Genomic DNA, 15,671 nt, shown 5'->3' with positions numbered 1-15,671 from the left:
ACTTCTTTCGTTGGTGCTGTCTGTTCACAATAAAGCGGATGCTGCCCCTCACCCCAGGGTGAGCGACACGTTGTCGATCAGCCGGGTCGCGCCCACCCGCGCGGCCACGAGCATCCGGGCCGGCCCGCGATAGTCGCCCGGCACCGTCAACAGCGTCAGTGGGTGCACGATCACGAGATAGTCCAGTTTAACAAGCGACTGGGAGCCAATGCGCGCATTCGCAGCCGCGAGGGCAGCAGTCGGGCCGGCCGGCGCCGCCTCCACCGCCGCGCTGAGCCCGGCGAACAGGGCCTGCGCCGCCGTGTGCCCGGCGTCGTCGAGATAGCGGTTGCGGCTCGACAGGGCCAGACCACTCGGTTCGCGTACGGTCTCGACGACCTCGATGACCGTGCGCACGTTGAGATCGGCAACCATCCGCTGCACCAAAAACGCCTGCTGGCCGTCTTTTTGGCCGAACACCGCGGCATCCGGTGTGACGATGTTCAGTAGTTTTGCCACGACGGTGAGCATGCCGTCGAAGTGGCCGGGGCGCGCGGCACCCTCGTAGAGCGAGCCGACCGGGCCGGTGGTCACCCGGGTGTCGCTGGCACCGCCCGGATACATCTCGCGGGCGCTCGGCGCGAACACGAACGAGACGTTCTCGGCCGCCAGCGCAGCGAGGTCGGCGTCGAGGGTGCGCGGGTAGCTGTCGAGGTCTTCGCCAGCGCCGAACTGCAGCGGGTTCACGAAGATCGACACCACCACGATGTCGGCGAGCGCGCGTGCCCGCCGCACCAGCGCGAGGTGTCCGGCGTGCAGCGCCCCCATGGTCGGCACCAGCACGATGCGCGTGTCTCCGCCGGTCAGCGCCGCACGGTCGCGGGCCTGCCCCAGACGGTCGTGCAGTTCGGCAATGGTACTGAGAACTTCGATGGTACTCATTCGACCTCCCGGTCGTCATCAAACGGATGCTGTCGCTGCTCGATCTGGTCGAACCCGGCCAGGTCCAGTCGTTCGGGGCTCGTGCGCCCGAGGGCGTTTTCCATCGCGGAGCGCAACAGCGGACCAAGAATAGCCCCCGGATGCTCGAGGCCGATTCCGTCGAGCAGCCGGGTGGCCTGCTCGACGATCGAGGTAGAGAAGGCGGTGGCGATCTGGATGGCTTCGGCGTAGCTGGTGCGGTCCGCCTCGGCGACGATGAGCGGTTCGCCGCCCATCTCCACGACGAGCGCCTGCCCGATCGGCAGCACCGGGCCTGGCGCGGTCACGGCGAAGTAGCTGTCGGCGAGGCGGGCCAGGTCGAGACTCGTTCCGGTGAAGGCCATGGCTGGGTGGATGGCGAGCGGAATCGCGCCGACGGCCTGCGCGGGCGCGAGCACCGCGGTGCCGTAGCGGGCGGAGGTGTGGAGCACGAGTTGGCCGGGCTGCCAGGTGTTGGTCGCGGCGAGGCCCTGCACGAGGCTTTCCAGCTGGGCGTCGGGCACGGCGATGATGACCAGTTCGCTGCGTTCGACGACCTCGGGCACGGGCAGAATCGGCACGAGCGGCAGAATGGCTTCGGCGCGGTCTCGACTGGCCTGCGAGATCGCGGAGATGCCGACGATGGCGTGGCCGGCGCCAGCGAGGGCTGCTCCGAGAATGGGGCCGACGTGGCCGGCGCCGATGATTCCGACGCCGAGGCGTCCCGGTTTGGCGTTCATTCGGTGGCCTCCGTGGCTGGCACTGGAGTCGCAGTCCGACTCCAGTGGTGACTGGTATCGGCGAGGGCCGATCGCACCGCGCCCGTCGACATCCACTCGAACAAGACGAGGGCTTCTTCAACGTCGATGACGCTGAGCGAGGCACTGACCGGTCCGGCGACCGTGTGCAGGTCGGCCGAAGCGAGGCGCAGTCGGCGCCGAACGGCGCCCTGGCTGATGCGCACTCCCTGCATGCGTGCGAGGGGCACCAGAATGAGGTCGCGCGACAGCACGCCGCGACGTATCAGGGCCACCGGGCCAGAGACGGCCCAGCCGGTGCGCCACCACGAGAACGGGCGCAGCCAGACGGCCCGCGCTGGGGCGTTGCTGTAAAAATCGGCGAGGCCGGCGTCACGTTTGCGGCCGCCGAGCATGCCGTTTTCGACCAGGGCACGGTGGGCGTCGGTGTCGAACCCGGGAAGCGCCAGTTGCAGTACTTTTTCGACGTCGGCGAGGGTGCCGACCGGCAGCAGGGTGGTGCTCGTCACCGCGCCACTGCTGCGGCCGGACGTCTGCCCGGCGGTGTTGATGCTGATCTGCCACCATCCGAAACGGCGCCAGAGAATGGGCTGTGACACCTTGATGGCGTGGATGCGCCCGGGCGGCAGGGTCTGGCTGCTGGTCGAGAGCAGCCCGTAGCCGACGCGCACTCCGTCGGTGGTGCCCGCGATGCTGAATCGCAACGTCTTGGTGATGCGGGAGAAGTAGTATCCAGCGCTGCCGATGAGGCCGGGCAGCACGGCTACGAGCACCCAGCCGCTGCTGCCGGCGATCACGCTGATGATGAGGCCGACACCGGCCAGCAGGAGAAAGACGGTGAAGCCGCTCAGCACGACCGACCCGATCAACCGCCCCGGCGGAATGCGCACGATCGACTCCGGTGGGGCGGCATCCGGGTCCAGTTCCGGCGCCCGAAACTCGTTGAAGCGCGCGGTTGCGAAGTCGCCGAGGGCGGAGTGGGCGGTGGGCGGGCCGATCAGCGGTGGCGCGGCGCTGTCACCGGGCAGGGGCTGTGCGGCGGCCGCGAGGGCGCCGGGTGCGTCGGGTGCCGTGCCGGGCTGCCTGGCCTGGCGCAGGCCCGAGGCGAGGTGCAGGATGTCGCGGCGCAGGTCATCCGCTAGTTTCGAGCCGAGGTAGGCGAGCTGCACGTTGCCATCTTGCCCGGCGACGGTGATTTCGAGTCGGGCGGCACCGAACAGGCGGGGAATCAACGGCCGGGCGAGGTTGACGCCCTGCACCCGGTCGAGGCGGGCCTTGCGGTGACTGCGAAAAACGAGGCCGCTGCGCACTTCGACGACTTCGCCGTTCACACGAAAGGTGTGCAGGCGCCAGGACAAATAAAAGGCTACGAGGATGACCAGCAGAATGCCGGCGATGATGAGCAACGCCCAGCCGGTGGCCCCGCGCTGGTAGATCTCGTCGATCGGATCGCCGCCGTAATTCTCTTCGCCGATGAACAGATCGATGAGGCGTTCGCGCAGGTTGGCCACGATGAAGCCGATGATGGCCACCATGAAGATTCCGCCGCGCAGCAGCGGGGTCGCCGGGTGCAGGCGGTGCCATTCACCGTCGGTGAGGTCGGTGCGCGGTGCTGCGAGGGGCGCCGGAACCGCAGCGGCGGGCTCGGTCACAGTCCCGCCCGGCGGCTCTCCGCGAGTTCCACCAGCCGGTCGCGCAGGCTTTCAGCGTCGGCCTCGGCCAGGCCGGGAATAGATACCCCGGCGGTCGCCGCGGCGGTCACGAACTTGAGATCGGCCAGGCCGAGCCAGCGGGCGACCGGGCCGCGGGTGATGTCAATGAGCTGCATACGCCCGTAGGGCACCGCGACGAAGCGTTGAAAGAGGATGCCGCGGCGAAAGAGCAGGTCATCCGCACGCAGCAGGTAGCCGATGGAGCGCACGCGCCGGGGTTCGAAGATGAGGTTGATGATCGACAGGACGAGCACCACGATGCCGACCCACATTGCCCAGGTCGCATCGAGCAGCAGCCAGAGCAGGCTCGCTCCGCCGCAGACGACGACGGCGTTCACGATGGTGCCGACGATCTCGACCAGCACGTACTTCGGGGAGACGCGCTTCCACTCCCCCACGTCGGCCAGTTCGAGGCGTTTCGACGGCTCGGGCAGGTCAGCCGTCGGAGGCAGCGCTGCCGGCAGGTTCACGTCGGTCAGGTCAGGATCAGGCACGGGTACCTCCAGAATCGTCGGTGTCGCCGTTCCTGTCATTGTCGGGCGGCAGGGTGCAGAAGTGTTCGGCCACCAGGCCGGCCGTGAGCATGAGGGCCGCCCCGATGGCCGTACCGATCGCGAGCCACAAGGACGTGACCGCCGGAACGACCGATCGGGTGAGAATGTACAGCACGATGCCGAGGGCGGCACCGAGCAGCAGCGACGCCGACAGCGAGGTCGCCTTCGACAGCACGGCCACGCGCATCGCCCAGAACGGGTCGATGCGGCGCAGCGCCTTGCGATGGCTGCCCTGGCGCACCTGCCAAGCCAGGCTGACGACCACCGCACCCAGCAGGATCAGAGTCAGCGGCAGGGTGACCGGCGGAACGACGATCGGGGCACCGGAGGCCGCGAAGGCGATCTCGAGCAGAAAGCCGATCACGAGGCCGATCAGCAGAACGACGAGCAGCCCGGTCGCGTGGGAGCGCTTCATTGCCCGGCACCCAGCGCGAGGTCTGCGGCATCCGCTGCCCGGTGCACCGTATTGCCGGTCGCGGCCAGGAGGTCGCGCACCAGACCGCGGCCCGGGATAACGGCTGCGGAGTCGACGTCGAGCCAGGGAGCGAGGACGAAGTCTCGTTCCGCTGCACGCGGATGCGGAAGGGTCAGGCGGTCGTCTTCGACGCTCAGATCGCCGAACACGATGAGGTCGATGTCCAGTGTGCGGTCGCCCCAGCGTTCGGCGCGTACCCGGCCGTGCTCCGCCTCGATGGCGTTGACGGCGTCGAGCAGGCCATGTGGGTCGCCCGCGTAGTCGATGGTCAGCACCGCGTTGAGGTAGCGCGGCGCGCTCTCGTCGACGCCGCCCGGTTTCACCGCGGCCGATTCGTAGACGGGCGAGACGGCCATGAGCGCGGCACCGGGCAGGGCGGCCAGATCGCGCACGGCCTCAGACAGGGTGGCCGCGCGGTCGCCCAGATTACTGCCGAGGGCGAGCACGACGCGTTCCGTTGACCCGGTCATGACCGCGACCGGGTGATTTGCACGGCCACATCGGTGAACGGCACGGAGATCGGGGCCTGCGGCTTGTGCACCGTGACCTGCACGCGCAAGGCTGGCGGGTGGGCCAGCACGACGCCCGCGATGCGCTCGGCGACGGTTTCGATGAGGTCGACCGGGTTGTGCGCGGCCGCGGCCGTGACCTCCTCGGCGAGTTCGCCATAGTGGATGGTCTGGGTCACGTCGTCGCTCGCCGCTGCGCGCACCAGATCGAGCCAGACGGTGACGTCGATGACGAAGTCCTGGCCGTTTTCCTTCTCGAAGTCGTAGACGCCGTGGTGGGCGTTCACCCGCAGGCCGGTGAGGGTGATCGAATCAGTCATGGGTCCATTGTGACGGACTCGACGCGGGTCCCGGCAATTCCTCCGTGACGCAGGGCGTCGACCGCCGAACACTGGCCAGTACGTTCAGGGCCGTGCGGGTCGCCGCGACGTCGTGCACCCGCACCGCCCAGGCGCCGGCCTGGGCGGCCAACACGCTGACCACCGCGGTGGCCAGGTCTCGCTCGATGACGGGGGCACCGACCGGCAGCACGCTGGCGAGAAAGCGTTTGCGGGACGCCCCGACCATGACCGGGAGGTCGAGTGCGGCGAAGGCGTCGAGCCGGTGGAGGAGCTGCCAGTTGTGTTCGGTCTTCTTGGAGAATCCGAGGCCCGGGTCGAGCACGATTCGATCCCGGGCCACTCCGGCGGCGGTGAGCGCGTCGACGCGGGCGCTCAGTTCCGCGACAACGTCGGTGACGACGTCGCCGTAGTCGGCGAGGGTGTCCATCTGCTGAGCGTGGGCACGCCAGTGCATGGCGATATAGGTGAGGCCGGTGTCGGCGGCGACGGCGGCCATGCCGGGGTCGGCGAGTCCGCCGGAAACGTCGTTGATGACGCTCGCACCGGCTTGCGCTGCTGCGCGGGCGGTCGAGGCGTTGAGCGTGTCGATGCTGAGTTTGAGGCCCTGCCGGGCGAGCTCGGCGACGACGGGAATGACCCGGCGCTGTTCCTGCTCGGGCGACACCCGGGTGGCGCCGGGCCGGGTGGACTCGCCGCCCACGTCGATCAGGTCAGCGCCCTGGGCGTGCAGTAGCAGGCCGTGCTCGATGGCGGCATCCGTTGACGCCCACTGGCCGCCATCGCTGAACGAATCGGGGGTGACGTTGAGCACGCCCATGATGAGCGTCATCCGCCGGCCGCAATCAGCGCGATGATCTCGGCGCGAGCCGTCGGATCGGTCAGGGCGCCGCGGGAGGCCATGGTCACGGTCGAGCTCGCGCTCTGCCGCGGGCCGCGGGTGCCGACGCAGCCGTGCACGGCGTCGAGCACGACGAGAACGCCGAGCGGGTCAAGGCCGGTCTGCAGCGCATCGGCGATCTCTTCGGTGAGCCGCTCCTGCAGCTGGGGCCTGGCTGCGATGGTTTCGACCACGGCTGGTAGTCGGCCGAGCCCAACGACGCGGTCCCCTGGCAGGTAGGCCACGTGCGCGATGCCGAGGAAGGGCAGCAAGTGGTGTTCGCAGATCGAACGAAAGGCGATGTCGCGCAGCAGCACAAGTTCGCCCGTGCTTTCCCCGACCGGAACGGAGTCCGCCAGCAGGTCCTGCGGGTTCTGGTCGAGGCCGGCGAAGAACTCGGCGTAGGCATCCGCTACCCGTCGCGGGGTGCTTTCCAGGCCCACTCGCTCCGGATCCTCGCCGATTGCAGCGAGGATCTCCGAGACGGCCGCCTGGATGCGCGCCCTATCCACTGCCACGGGCGCCTAGGCGGTTGCGGGGCGGGGGTTGCGGGCCGGCGCGCGCTTTGGTTTGGCGGGAACGGCGTCGCCGCTGGAGATGCCTCCGTCAACGGCAGCGCCGTCGATGGGAGCCTTCGGGGCCGGCATGGCGATGGGCGGCACGTCGGAAACGGGACGCTTGTCGCTGGAGAGCCACTGCGGGCGCGGCGGCAGCTTCTCGACGTTGGCGAAGATCTCGGCCAGGGCGGTCTGGTCGAGAGTCTCATGTTCGAGCAGGTGCGCGGCGAGGTTGTCGAGAATGACACGGTTCTTGATCAGAACTTCGTAGGCCTCGTCGTGGGCGTCTTCGAGCAGCTGGCGCACCTCGCGGTCGACGCTCTCGGCGACGCGCTCCGAGTAGTCGCGCTGGTGGCCCATGTCGCGGCCGAGGAAGACCTCACCGGAGCCCTGGCCGAGCTTGAGCGGGCCGACGACACTGCTCATGCCGAATTCGGTGACCATCTTGCGTGCGGTCGCCGTGGCCTTCTCGATGTCATTGGAGGCGCCGCTGGTCGGGTCGTGAAAGATGATCTCTTCGGCGACGCGGCCGCCCATGGCGTAGGCCAGCTGGTCGAGCAGTTCGTTTCGGGTGACCGAGTAGCGGTCTTCGAGCGGCATCACCATCGTGTAGCCGAGGGCCCGGCCGCGCGGCAAAATGGTGATCTTGGTCACCGGGTCGGTGAAGTTCATCGCGGTGGCGACGAGGGCGTGGCCGCCCTCGTGGTACGCGGTGATGAGCTTCTCTTTGTCGCGCATGACGCGGGTGCGGCGCTGCGGTCCGGCCATGACCCGGTCGACGGCTTCGTCGAGCGCACGGTTGTCGATGAGCTGGGCGTTGGACCGGGCGGTGAGCAGCGCGGCTTCGTTGAGCACGTTGGCCAGGTCGGCTCCGGTGAAGCCGGGTGTCTTGCGGGCGAGCACTTCAAGGTCGACGCCTTCGGCCATCGGCTTTCCCTTGGAGTGCACCTCGAGGATGCGCTTGCGGCCGAGCATGTCGGGTGCGTCGACGCCGATCTGCCGGTCGAACCGGCCCGGGCGCAGCAGCGCGGGGTCGAGGATGTCGGGGCGGTTGGTGGCGGCGATGAGGATGACGTTCGCCTTCACGTCGAAGCCGTCCATCTCGACCAGCAGCTGGTTGAGGGTCTGCTCGCGTTCGTCGTGGCCGCCGCCCATGCCGGCGCCGCGGTGACGGCCGACAGCGTCGATCTCGTCGATGAAGATAATGGCGGGAGCGTTCTCTTTGGCTTGGCTGAACAGGTCGCGCACCCGGCTGGCGCCGACACCGACAAACATTTCGACGAAGTCCGAGCCGCTGATGGCGTAGAACGGCACGTTGGCCTCGCCGGCGACCGCGCGGGCGAGCAGCGTTTTACCGGTTCCGGGAGGGCCGTAGAGCAGCACGCCCTTCGGGATGCGGGCGCCGACCGCCTGGAATTTGGCCGGTTCCTTGAGAAAGTCTTTGATCTCTTCGAGTTCTTCGATGGCTTCGTCTGCGCCGGCGACGTCGGCGAAGGTGACCTGCGGGCTTTCCTTCGAGACGAGCTTGGCCTTGGACTTGCCAAACTTCATGACCTTGCTGCCACCGCCCTGCATCGAGATCATGAGCCAGAAGAAGGCACCGATCAGCAGCACGGGGAGCAGGAAGCTCAGAACCGAGAGCACCCAGTTGGGCTGGGGTACCTCGTCGGTGAAGCCGTCCTTGGGGTTTGCGGCGGTGACCGCGGTGATGATCTCTTCGCCACGCGGGGCGACGTAGTAGAACTGCACCTGGGTGCCGAGGTCACCGCTGGCCTTGGTCAGCGTGAGGTCGACGCGCTGTTCACCGTCGACGATGGTGGCTTCGGCGACGTTGCCCGACTTGAGGTAGCCGAGGCCCTCTTGCGTGCTGACCTCGCGGAATCCGCTCATGGTGATGAGGCTTGACCCCACCCAGACGGCGATGACGGCGAGCACAATGTAGAGAATCGGGCCGCGGAGTAGCTTCTTGACGTTCATGGTGACCTCAGGCTAGCGCTCGATTGCAAGGGAATGCCGTGTGTTCGCCCAAAGGAAAACTTGGGGCTTGGTGCAGGCTGTGGCTAGAGCGCGGCTGCGGCGGCGGTGGAGTAGACGTGCGGGGCGAGAATGCCGACCGAGCGCAGGTTGCGGTACTTCTCGTCGTAGTCGAGGCCGTAGCCCACCACGAACTTGTTCGGAATGTTGAAACCCACGTATTTCACGTCGATGTCGACGCGCGCGGCATCAGGCTTCCGCAGCAAAGCGCAGATCTCAATGGATGCCGGACCGCGCGTTTTCAGGTTCGCCAACAGCCACGAGAGGGTCAGGCCGGAGTCGATGATGTCCTCAACGATGAGCACGTTGCGACCGGAGAGGTCGGTATCGAGGTCCTTCAAAATGCGTACGACGCCGCTGGACTGCGTTCCGGAGCCGTAGGAACTGACCGCCATCCAGTCCATGGTCACCGGGTGATGCAGTTCGCGGGCCAGATCGGCCATGACCATGACCGCGCCCTTCAGCACGCCGACCAGCAGCAGGTCGGTGCCGGCGTAGTCGACTTCGATCTGGCGTGACATTTCGGCCAGGCGAGCCCGAATCTGCTCCTCGCTGATCAGGATCTCGGTGAGGTCGCCGTCAATGTCGCGAGGTTCCATGTGAAAGGTGCAGTCCTTTTCTTTCGATGTGTCAAAGAACGGAAAAAATCAACATTCCGTCCTGCCGTACAACTCTAATACCTGGCAGGCTGAGCGCTCCCTGTCCGTGCCAGTCGGTCACCAGCGCCGCCACGGCCAGGGTCTGCACTCGAGTCAGCCATACGCCGCACATCGCCTCGACTCCGAACCGAATCACGCGCTGCCGCACGGCGGCCGACTGCGCGTCCAGCAGGTCCGTGGCGATCTTCCCATTGGCCCAGTTTTCCCGCAGCATCGTGCGCGCCAGCTCGTCGAGGGCGTCCGAGTCTTCCCGCAGGGTCTCGGCGGTGCGGGCGAGCGCCCCGGCGACCCCGGGGCCGAGTTCGGTTTCCAGCAGCGGCAGCACCGTTTCTCGCACCCGCACCCGGGCGTAGCGCGGGTCGAAGTTCTGCGGGTCGCTCCACGGCTCGAGGCCGGCATCGGTGCAGAATTGCCAGGTTTGGGCACGACGGATGCCCAGCAACGGCCTGAGAATCGGCCCGGTTCGCGCCGCCATGCCTCGCAGGCTGGTCGATCCGGAGCCGCGGGCGAGGCCGAGGAGCACGGTTTCGGCCTGGTCGTCGAGGGTGTGGCCGAGCAGTACGCCGCTCGCGCCGGTCTTGGCCAGGGCAGTATCGAACGCCGCGTACCGTTGAACGCGTGCCGCGGCCTCCGGGCCGGTCCCGTCACGCTCGACAGTCACGCTCAGCACCAGTACAGGGTCGAGGCCCAGCCGGCTGGCGGCCTCGGCGGCCCGCGCCGCGACATCCGCTGACCCGGTTTGCAGGTTGTGATCGACGATGACCGCGCCGGCACGGATGCCCAACCGCCCGGCTTCGAAAGCGGTCGCGGCGGCGAGCGCGAGCGAATCGGCGCCGCCGCTCAGGCCGACCAGGACGAGGCCCTCCGGCGGCAGCAGCTCGCGCACGGCCCGGCGAATGTCGGCGACGGCCGGGGTCAAGCGCGGGCGGCGGGGAGATTCCATCCAGTAACGTTAGCGGCAGACTTTGATCAAGGGAGAAACCAGCCATGGCCGAATACGACGCAGTAATCGAAATCCCTCGCGGGAGCCGCAACAAGTATGAGGTGGACCACGAAACCGGTCGCGTGTACCTCGACCGCGTGCTCTACACGAGCTTCATGTACCCCACCGACTACGGCTACTTCGAGAACACGCTCGGCCTCGACGGCGACCCCGTCGACGTTCTCGTGCTGCTCGATTACCCGCTGTTCCCGGGCGTTGGCGTCTCAGTGCGCCCGGTCGGCGTGTTCAACATGACCGATGACGGCGGAAGCGACGCCAAGGTCATCGCCGTTCCGGCCGGCGACCCGCGCTGGAATCATATCCAGGATGTCCTCGACATTCCGGAGTACACCCGCAAGGAAATCGAGCACTTCTTCGAGCACTACAAGGACCTCGAGCCGAATAAGTGGGTCAAGACGGAGGGCTGGGGCGACGCCGAAGAGGCCAACCAGATCGTGGTCGACGGCATTGCGAAGCTGGCCGCAGAGGGCCACTAGCCCGGTACCGACGAAGGCCCCCTGACTGACCAGGGGGCCTTCGTTTTGTCTGTGGGCCTGCTCGCGGGGGCTAATTCAGGAAATCGGCCGGGAAGGGCCGCAGCGCGCGCACTGGTCCGCCAGCCATCGTGCGATGCCGCGAGGATCTCCTGAATTAGCCAACGGGCGGCCTATCCGGCGCGGTGTTAGGCGGCCGGGCGACCCACGTAGGGCGCCACAGCCCAAGACGACCAGATGCTGTGCACGCGCACCCGCGACGAGGGGTTTGGCGCTTCGAGAACCTGGCCGTTCCCCGCGTAAATCGCCACGTGGTAATAGTTGCCGGGGCTGCCCCAGAACACCAGGTCGCCCACCTGCACCTGGGCGAAGGAGACCAGCTTGCCTTGGCTGGCCATGGTGTTGTACTGGTTCGTGGCTGAGTGGGTTCCGATGTAGACACCAGCCGCTGCGTAGGCGGCCTTTGTCAGGCCGGAGCAGTCCCAGGCGTCTGGACCGGAGCCGCCGAAGACGTAGCGGTCGCCGAGCTGGGCGTTGGCGAACGCCAGCGCGGTGTCGACGATGCTCGCATTGGGCAGGGCGACGGGTGGGGACGGCGTTGCCGGCACGGACGGCGCAACCGACCCAGAACCCGAACCTGATCCAGAACCGGCACCTGAACCTGAACCAGAGCCGGCGGCTGCTGCGGTATCCCGCACGGCCTGCGCGGCCGCGGCATCCGCTATGGCAGCAGCGGAAGCCTGCGCCTGCGCGAACGCGCTGGCCGCAGCGGCCGCGTCTTCGCCGGCATGGAAGCTGCGTTCGGCCTCGGCCGTGGTGTCTTTGAGCAAGGCGAGTTGTTCGAACAGTTCGCTCGACTTGCGTTGCTGAGTGTTGTAAGCGGCCTCGGCTGCGGTCGAGCTCGCCGTGGCGACATCAAAGGTGGTCTTGGACTCTTCGGTGAGACGTTCGCGTTCCTCTGTCGCCGATGCGGCCTGCTCGCCGAGGGACTCGGCCGCGTTCTTGTCCTGCACGGCCTCGGTGTAGATCTGCTCCGACTGCTCACTCAGCTTGCTGGCCGTTCCGAGCTGGCTGAGCAGGTCATCCGCGCTGTTGCCGTTCAGGAACAGGTTGAGTGACAGACCGCTGGCACCAGACTTGGCGAGGTGCGCGGCGATGAGGCCGGCCCGCATCTTCGATGTTGCCGCGGTGGCTTCGGCCGTTGCAGCCTGCTCACTGAGGCTGGTTTCGCGCAGGGTAGCGGCGTCCAGGGCATCCTGCGTCACTCGGTAGGCCTCGGCCGCAATCTGCGCGGTCGTGACGGCCTTCGCGGCCTGGCTGGCCAGCCCGTTCAGCAGCTCGCCGAGAGTCGCGATCTCGGCCTGCTTGGTCGATTCGTTCTGCTTGGCCTTTTCGACGTCATTCCAGCTCGGATAGTCGGGGGCAGCGAAGGCTGCCCCGCCGGCAGCGGCAACGGATGCTGTGACCGCCGAGACCGCGCCCATCGCCACCGCCGACAGCAGCCGCTTCGACTTGGTGCGAACCCGTGCGCGTGCGGTGGTGCTCGGTGCGGTTGTAGTGCTCTTAGCCAAGTGATGCTCCCCGGTCGGCCATGAATGGAACGGGATTGATGCGGTTTCCACCAATCCACACTTCGAAGTGCAGGTGGCAGCCGTTGGCGGCGCCGGTATCCCCGGAATAGGCGATGATCTGCCCGGCGGACACTGACTGGCCGGAACGAACGTTATAGCCGCCGTTTTGAATGTGGGCGTAGCCGGTTGAGACGTTGTCGCCGTGGCTGATCTTCACGAAGTTGCCGTACGTGCCGAGAACGCCAGCCCAGGTGACGACGCCGGCGTGGGCGGCGTAGATGGGCGAACCGCAGCCGGTGCCGAGGTCGGTGGCGTAGTGGAAGCTGCCGCTGCACTGGCCCCCGTTACAGATGACCGACCGAGGGCCGAAGCCGCCGGTGATGCGACCGCTGGCCGGAACGGCCCAGCCGGTCATGCTCACGGAACCACCGGAGCCTCCGCTGTTGGCACGCGCCGCTGCGGCAGCGGCGGCCTTTGCCGCCGCTTCAGCCGCAACCCGGATGGCTTCAAGCCGGGCGCGTTCGGCAACTCCGGCTTCATACCCGGCTGTCGTAGTGGCTTGGGCGTCGCGCATGAACTGCAGCTGCTGCTCCAGTTCCACGCTCTTGGCCTCGGACTCGGCCAGCGCGTTCGCTGCTGCTTCGGCGGCAGCCTGGGCTGCGGCGAGCGCGGCCTCGGCGGCGACGCGCAGAGTCTCGCGTTCGGACTGCGCGACTTTGGCCTGGTCTCCGAGCGACTGGGCGTTGTTCGTGGCCGACTGCGCCGATTCGTAGACGTCGGAGCTGCGCTCAACGAGCTTGCTCATGTTGCCGAGTTTGGCCAACAGCAGGTCGGCGTCGGCACCGTCTCCCTGGCCCTCCAAGAACAGGTTCACGCTGAGATCGGTGCCACCGGTGCGGTAGAGCTGGGCGGCGAGCTGGCCGGCTTGCTTGGTCGCGGCATCCGCTGTGGCCTTGCTCGCGTCGGCCTGGGTCTGGATATCTTCGGCACGTCGGGTGGCGTCGTCGAATTCCTGCTGAGCCACCTCGAGTTCATTGGCACTCTTTTCGGCTGCAGCCTGCGTCTCTTGTACCTGCACCTGTAGGCCGGCAATGAGATTCTCGATAGCGGTGACCTGCGCGGCCGCCGAGGCGGTGTTCGCCTTGGCGTTTTGCAGGTCCTGCCAGGAGGGGTAATCGACGGCGCGGGCGGGCGCGACGGGGCTCACCAGGGTGATCAGTAGAGTCATGGCAGCCATGATGCTGGTCAGCGCCAGGGTGTGCCTGGGCCAGCGATTGGTTACACGCAAGCGGCGGGCGGGCGGGTCAGTCCTAAGGCCGGTCACGGTTCTGGTACGAATCATTGTTTCCCAACAGGCTTATAGCAGTCGCCACGTGCGCCGAAGCAGACTCTTCAGAGTAACAAGCTGGGCACGATTCACCCAGTCTTACCGGTGAATCTAACCCGCGAAATGCCCGCTGGCCCGCTCATTTGCTGGCGCGGTGCGAACCGGCGTCGAAAACAATTGACCAATCGAGCGGATGCTGCGCGCGCCGATTTGGCCTTCTCTTCACAAGACCGTATGCTTACTCTTCGGCAGCCATGAACTTTGTGGCTCACGGCCCCATCGTTTAGCGGCCTAGGACGGCGCCCTTTCACGGCGTTAACACGGGTTCGAATCCCGTTGGGGCTACGCAAACTGCACGTGCACGAAGCATTACTCGAAATAGAATAGTCTTACCAAGTGCCTCGCACACAGATTCACATTTTTACATCGAGGCCCTGTAGCGCAGTTGGTTAGCGCGCCGCCCTGTCACGGCGGAGGTCGCCGGTTCAAGTCCGGTCAGGGTCGCAAAGGTAATAGCCCTTTCGAAAGGAAGGGCTTTTTTCCTTAGAAGAGGCGTTTTTCAACGCAGCTTTGGGGCCCTGTAGCTCAGTTGGTAGAGCGTTCGACTGAAAATCGAAAGGTCACCGGATCGACGCCGGTCGGGGCCACTAGAATCCTCGTAAGCCCAGTGCTTACGGGGATTTCTTTGTTTTTACGAAGGTTTTCAGTCGGCCGCCCCGCATAAACCCCGCACTTTCAAATTAGGCCATCGAGCCGCTTTTCCATCACTTCAGCAGCCCGCTTCGATCCCTTGACCGTGTTCATGTAGACGTCTTGAGTCATAGACGGGTTCTCGTGACCGAGGTAATCGGCGATCTCAGTGGCCGACAGCCCCTCCTTGTCGAGAATTGTCGCCACGGTCTTTCGAAACGAATGTGTAGACAGCTCGGGATAGCCAAGCACGCCGCGCCGGTCACGAATCTCGCGCTGAGTGTTCGACGGATCGCGTAGGCGCATCAGCGGCGTAGGGAATAGAAGCGTCGTGAACTCCCGCAGCACCTCATGACGGCGGCGGAGCAGCTCCATCGTCTGCGCCGGTAAGGGCGTAATACGTGCCGACTTCTCGGTCTTGGGGAAGTTCTGCCGCACGACACCCTTGCCCTTCACTCGAACGTTGATGGCCTCGACGGTGGCCGTGCCGGCTGGAAAGTCCACCGAGCCGATTTCAAGGGCGCATACTTCCGCCACGCGCCAGCCGGACGAGAGCATGAACTCAATCAATCCGACAGCGTCCCACCTCATTAAGTCTGCATCGGCCCGGGCCAGAGCCAGAAATGCGGGCAGCTCGTCGAGAGGGATGGCGGCGCTGCCTCTCTTCTTCCCCCGACTTCGGGAGATTCGCTCCAGCTCACGCACGGGGTTCTTGTCTAAAGCGCCGTTGACAACGGCCAGAGCCATCATGCCGCTCAGTGTTGAGCGGCAGTTTTTCGCAGCGCCAGCCCCGCTCTCCTTCTCGATGCGGTTGAGAAACGGCTGCAGACGCTCCGGCTTAGCCTCGGCCACGGTGAGGTCACCGATCTTCGGGATGATGTGGGCGGACACCGCGTAGCCATAGGTTTCCAACGTGCCCTCGGCTCGCCCCACATCACGCTTGGCGTCTAGAAACATCTGCGCGAGAACACGCAAGGATGTGGTCGGCTTCAACTCTCCGCCCCGATCCGCCTCGATGGTCGTAAGCGCCTGTTTCAGCGCAGTTGTCGCCTTTGCCTTACTGGAACCATATTTTTCAACTTGACGAGCCCTCCCATCGGTGAATCGGTAGCGGGTGCGTGCGCGCCATTTCCCGGTCTCGAGTTCACTAGTATTAATGGTGCCGTACGTCCCAATTGCCATCCTCGGTCTC

16 protein-coding genes and 3 tRNA genes are annotated in these 15,671 nt (G+C 66.4%); 4 read left to right on the top strand and 15 right to left on the bottom strand.

The features are described from left to right. Positions 1 to 48: 48 nt before the first annotated feature. The 12 genes from panC to tilS form a co-directional block, all read right to left on the bottom strand. On the bottom strand, positions 49 to 921 hold the full coding sequence (gene panC / locus CXY77_RS03485; RefSeq protein WP_092341780.1) for a pantoate--beta-alanine ligase: 873 nt from the start codon (positions 919 to 921) through the stop codon (positions 49 to 51). Beyond that, the gene (locus CXY77_RS03480) at positions 918 to 1,679 is read right to left on the bottom strand and encodes a Rossmann-like and DUF2520 domain-containing protein (protein WP_104087747.1); all 762 of its coding nucleotides are present in this window, start codon (positions 1,677 to 1,679) and stop codon (positions 918 to 920) included. Before CXY77_RS03480 ends, panC begins: the two co-directional genes overlap by 4 nt. Further along, positions 1,676 to 3,349: a PH domain-containing protein gene (locus tag CXY77_RS03475; RefSeq protein ID WP_104129707.1), complete on the bottom strand. Its 1,674-nt coding sequence runs from the start codon at positions 3,347 to 3,349 to the stop codon at positions 1,676 to 1,678. The genes CXY77_RS03480 and CXY77_RS03475 overlap by 4 nt, the downstream gene beginning before the upstream one ends. After that, entirely contained in the window at positions 3,346 to 3,903 is a 558-nt protein-coding gene (locus tag CXY77_RS03470) for a PH domain-containing protein (RefSeq protein ID WP_241983059.1), read from the bottom strand. The genes CXY77_RS03475 and CXY77_RS03470 overlap by 4 nt, the downstream gene beginning before the upstream one ends. Continuing rightward, positions 3,896 to 4,378, bottom strand: coding sequence for a DUF3180 domain-containing protein (locus CXY77_RS03465; protein WP_104087750.1), 483 nt, complete (start codon positions 4,376 to 4,378; stop codon positions 3,896 to 3,898). Before CXY77_RS03465 ends, CXY77_RS03470 begins: the two co-directional genes overlap by 8 nt. Further along, positions 4,375 to 4,908 (bottom strand): 2-amino-4-hydroxy-6-hydroxymethyldihydropteridine diphosphokinase, encoded by a 534-nt coding sequence (gene folK, locus CXY77_RS03460; protein WP_092341776.1) that lies wholly within the window; start codon positions 4,906 to 4,908, stop codon positions 4,375 to 4,377. The genes CXY77_RS03465 and folK overlap by 4 nt, the downstream gene beginning before the upstream one ends. Continuing rightward, positions 4,905 to 5,267: a dihydroneopterin aldolase gene (gene folB / locus CXY77_RS03455; RefSeq protein WP_104087752.1), complete on the bottom strand. Its 363-nt coding sequence runs from the start codon at positions 5,265 to 5,267 to the stop codon at positions 4,905 to 4,907. The genes folK and folB overlap by 4 nt, the downstream gene beginning before the upstream one ends. Further along, positions 5,260 to 6,117 (bottom strand): dihydropteroate synthase, encoded by an 858-nt coding sequence (gene folP / locus CXY77_RS03450; RefSeq protein ID WP_092341774.1) that lies wholly within the window; start codon positions 6,115 to 6,117, stop codon positions 5,260 to 5,262. The genes folB and folP overlap by 8 nt, the downstream gene beginning before the upstream one ends. Further along, on the bottom strand, positions 6,114 to 6,683 hold the full coding sequence (gene folE / locus CXY77_RS03445) for a GTP cyclohydrolase I FolE (protein WP_092341773.1): 570 nt from the start codon (positions 6,681 to 6,683) through the stop codon (positions 6,114 to 6,116). Before folE ends, folP begins: the two co-directional genes overlap by 4 nt. Positions 6,684 to 6,689: 6 nt before the next feature. After that, positions 6,690 to 8,699, bottom strand: a complete 2,010-nt coding sequence (gene ftsH / locus CXY77_RS03440) for an ATP-dependent zinc metalloprotease FtsH (RefSeq protein ID WP_092341772.1) — start codon at positions 8,697 to 8,699, stop codon at positions 6,690 to 6,692. An 83-nt stretch (positions 8,700 to 8,782) separates the two neighbouring features. Then, complete coding sequence (gene hpt / locus CXY77_RS03435; protein ID WP_092341771.1) at positions 8,783 to 9,355, bottom strand: hypoxanthine phosphoribosyltransferase; 573 nt, start codon at positions 9,353 to 9,355, stop codon at positions 8,783 to 8,785. A gap of 31 nt (positions 9,356 to 9,386) precedes the next feature. Beyond that, the gene (gene tilS, locus CXY77_RS03430) at positions 9,387 to 10,358 is read right to left on the bottom strand and encodes a tRNA lysidine(34) synthetase TilS (RefSeq protein WP_092341770.1); all 972 of its coding nucleotides are present in this window, start codon (positions 10,356 to 10,358) and stop codon (positions 9,387 to 9,389) included. Positions 10,359 to 10,402: 44 nt separating this feature from the next. On the opposite strand from tilS, the gene ppa reads away from it, so the two are divergent. Next, positions 10,403 to 10,894 carry an inorganic diphosphatase gene (ppa, locus tag CXY77_RS03425; protein ID WP_092341769.1) on the top strand — a complete coding sequence of 164 codons (492 nt, stop codon included), beginning with the start codon at positions 10,403 to 10,405 and terminating at the stop codon, positions 10,892 to 10,894. Positions 10,895 to 11,079: 185 nt separating this feature from the next. On the opposite strand, the gene CXY77_RS03420 is transcribed toward ppa, so the two are convergent. Both CXY77_RS03420 and CXY77_RS03415 read right to left on the bottom strand, forming a co-directional pair. Then, a complete protein-coding gene (locus CXY77_RS03420) occupies positions 11,080 to 12,462 on the bottom strand; it encodes an NlpC/P60 family protein (RefSeq protein ID WP_233197197.1) in 1,383 nt (460 codons plus the stop codon). Next, positions 12,455 to 13,690 (bottom strand): M23 family metallopeptidase, encoded by a 1,236-nt coding sequence (locus tag CXY77_RS03415; protein WP_158252769.1) that lies wholly within the window; start codon positions 13,688 to 13,690, stop codon positions 12,455 to 12,457. Before CXY77_RS03415 ends, CXY77_RS03420 begins: the two co-directional genes overlap by 8 nt. A gap of 371 nt (positions 13,691 to 14,061) precedes the next feature. On the opposite strand from CXY77_RS03415, the gene CXY77_RS03410 reads away from it, so the two are divergent. The 3 genes from CXY77_RS03410 (at position 14,062) to CXY77_RS03400 (ending at position 14,436) form a co-directional block, all read left to right on the top strand. Beyond that, positions 14,062 to 14,134 (top strand) — tRNA-Glu (locus CXY77_RS03410). A gap of 85 nt (positions 14,135 to 14,219) precedes the next feature. Beyond that, positions 14,220 to 14,293 (top strand) — tRNA-Asp (locus CXY77_RS03405). Positions 14,294 to 14,363: 70 nt separating this feature from the next. Then, positions 14,364 to 14,436: transfer RNA gene (locus tag CXY77_RS03400), tRNA-Phe, on the top strand. An 88-nt stretch (positions 14,437 to 14,524) separates the two neighbouring features. On the opposite strand, the gene xerC is transcribed toward CXY77_RS03400, so the two are convergent. Further along, on the bottom strand, positions 14,525 to 15,661 hold the full coding sequence (xerC, locus tag CXY77_RS03395) for a tyrosine recombinase XerC (RefSeq protein ID WP_158252768.1): 1,137 nt from the start codon (positions 15,659 to 15,661) through the stop codon (positions 14,525 to 14,527). Positions 15,662 to 15,671 lie beyond the last annotated feature (10 nt).

The organism is Cryobacterium sp. N21, from assembly GCF_002929575.1.
GTDB classification, from domain to species: domain Bacteria; phylum Actinomycetota; class Actinomycetes; order Actinomycetales; family Microbacteriaceae; genus Cryobacterium; species Cryobacterium flavum.
The sequence above is the reverse complement of the archived record's forward strand: the minus strand, read 5'-3'. Positions and strand labels throughout refer to the sequence as shown.

Excerpts from the sequence above, each read along its gene's own strand:
- panC (WP_092341780.1), bottom strand. The coding sequence starts at position 921 with ATGAGTACCATCGAAGTTCTCAGTACCATTGCCGAACTGCACGACCGT.
- CXY77_RS03480 (WP_104087747.1), bottom strand. The coding sequence starts at position 1,679 with ATGAACGCCAAACCGGGACGCCTCGGCGTCGGAATCATCGGCGCCGGC.
- CXY77_RS03465 (WP_104087750.1), bottom strand. The coding sequence starts at position 4,378 with ATGAAGCGCTCCCACGCGACCGGGCTGCTCGTCGTTCTGCTGATCGGC.
- folK (WP_092341776.1), bottom strand. The coding sequence starts at position 4,908 with ATGACCGGGTCAACGGAACGCGTCGTGCTCGCCCTCGGCAGTAATCTG.
- folB (WP_104087752.1), bottom strand. The coding sequence starts at position 5,267 with ATGACTGATTCGATCACCCTCACCGGCCTGCGGGTGAACGCCCACCAC.
- folP (WP_092341774.1), bottom strand. The coding sequence starts at position 6,117 with ATGACGCTCATCATGGGCGTGCTCAACGTCACCCCCGATTCGTTCAGC.
- ftsH (WP_092341772.1), bottom strand. The coding sequence starts at position 8,699 with ATGAACGTCAAGAAGCTACTCCGCGGCCCGATTCTCTACATTGTGCTC.
- hpt (WP_092341771.1), bottom strand. The coding sequence starts at position 9,355 with ATGGAACCTCGCGACATTGACGGCGACCTCACCGAGATCCTGATCAGC.
- tilS (WP_092341770.1), bottom strand. The coding sequence starts at position 10,358 with ATGGAATCTCCCCGCCGCCCGCGCTTGACCCCGGCCGTCGCCGACATT.
- ppa (WP_092341769.1), top strand. The coding sequence starts at position 10,403 with ATGGCCGAATACGACGCAGTAATCGAAATCCCTCGCGGGAGCCGCAAC.
- CXY77_RS03415 (WP_158252769.1), bottom strand. The coding sequence starts at position 13,690 with ATGACTCTACTGATCACCCTGGTGAGCCCCGTCGCGCCCGCCCGCGCC.
- xerC (WP_158252768.1), bottom strand. The coding sequence starts at position 15,661 with ATGGCAATTGGGACGTACGGCACCATTAATACTAGTGAACTCGAGACC.